Consider the following 1,653-nt stretch of genomic DNA (forward strand, 5'->3'; position numbering starts at 1 on the left):
CAGTCGGTACTTGGCCGTGGCACGGAGGGTGACGAGGCGGGGGCGGCGTTCTGGGCCAATGCGCTGCAGAGCGGCACGGCGACCTATCAGGACATCGCTGCATCGATCGCCAAAGCCGCTGCGGGCAACAGTGCAGAGTCAGCTGCCGCGAAGAAGTCGGCAGAAGACTACCTGCACAGCCTCGGCGTTCCGGGCTACGCCACGGGCGGTCTGATCACCGGGCCGGGCACGGGCACGAGCGACAGCATCATCGCCAGGCTCTCGAACGGCGAATACGTCATGAGTGCCGATGCGGTGCGCATGTTCGGTACCGGTCTGCTCGATCAGATGAACGCCGGGCGCCTGCCGGCGTTCGCCCAGGGCGGTCCGGTGCTGGACATCCCGAGCCCGAACCAGGTCTTCGGGTCGAGTCGAGCGGACGTGATGAGCGGAGGTAGTGACAACGGAGCGCTACTGGCCAAGTTCGAGCAGCTGCTCGAAGCAAACAAGTCGCAACGCTTCCAGATCGCCAAGTACGCCCAGCAGGTCGCTCAGCTGCTTCAGAAGTGGGATGTCGAAGGCGCGCCAAAAGAAAGGGATTACGCATGAGAGTGATCAAACCGATTGTGATCGGCGAAGCCCAGTTGGTCAGCAGCAATGTGCCGGAAACGGATTATCCGGCCTGGGCTGCAGCGACGGCCTACACCAAGGGGCAGCGGGTGATTCTTGCCCATGTCGTCTACGAGGCTCTGGTCGACGTGCCTGCTGGAGTGAAGCCGGGGGATGAGGTGGTCACCGCCGAGGCCCCAGCCAAGTGGCTTGAGGTTGGAGCCACAAACCGCTGGCGAATGTTCGACAACAAGGTCGAGTCGTTGACCACCAATCCTGGGTCGGTCGAGGTCACGATCCGCCCGGGTGCGGTAGTCAACTCGCTGGCCTTGTTCAACCTCAAGGGCCGGTCGGCCACCGTCTCAATGGTCGACCCGCTCGAGGGCGAGGTGTACCGGAAGGAAGTCAGCCTCATCGATGCCGGGGTGACCAATTGGTACGACTGGTTCTTCGAGCCGATCGGTGTACGCACCGACCTGGTTGTGCTCGACATGCCGGCGTATGGGTCGGCTGACATCGTGGTGACGGTAGAGGCTGCCGACGAAGCCGCCGTGGGGCACATGGTCATCGGTGCGGTGAAAACCATCGGTGTGACGCTCTACGGCAGTTCTGTCGGGATCACCGATTACAGCCGCAAAACCACCGACGACTTCGGCAATGCCACCGTGATTCAGCGTTCGTATTCCAACCGCGCCGAGTTCGACGTGTCGCTCGAAACCTCCGAGGTGGCGCGCGTGCGCCGGCTACTGGCCGAGTTGCGAGCCACACCCGTGGTCTGGATCGGCGAGGAAAGCTACGAGGCCACCATCCTGTTCGGCTTCTACAAGGACTTCCAGATCGTGTTTTCAGGGCCGACCGTGTCCGACTGTTCCATTACTGTTGAAGGGGTTATTTGATGGCTCTCCCACCCATTATTCCTGACTTACCACCCGCCCCATCTCGCAGCGATGGCCCGGCGGGTTTCACGGCGAAAGCGGACGCGATGATTGCGGCCCTGCAGCCGGTGGTGACCGCCCAGAACCAACAAGCAGAGTGGGCGAACGCTACAGCTCAACAAGTCCATGA

General features: G+C 62.3%; 1 protein-coding gene and 1 pseudogene. Both read left to right on the forward strand.

Annotated elements, in window-relative coordinates:
• A pseudogene (locus BLX42_RS19080) lies at positions 1-588 on the forward strand (hypothetical protein); the annotation flags it as partial.
• The gene (locus tag BLX42_RS19085; protein WP_161872394.1) at positions 585-1,484 is read left to right on the forward strand and encodes a hypothetical protein; all 900 of its coding nucleotides are present in this window, start codon (positions 585-587) and stop codon (positions 1,482-1,484) included. The pseudogene BLX42_RS19080 and the gene BLX42_RS19085, both read left to right, overlap by 4 nt.
• Positions 1,485-1,653: the final 169 nt, after the last annotated feature.

The organism is Pseudomonas sp. SG-MS2, assembly GCF_009933855.1.
Taxonomy (GTDB): domain Bacteria; phylum Pseudomonadota; class Gammaproteobacteria; order Pseudomonadales; family Pseudomonadaceae; genus Aquipseudomonas; species Aquipseudomonas putida_E.

Coding starts and splice junctions, on each gene's coding strand:
- BLX42_RS19085 (WP_161872394.1), top strand. CDS start 585: ATGAGAGTGATCAAACCGATTGTGATCGGCGAAGCCCAGTTGGTCAGC.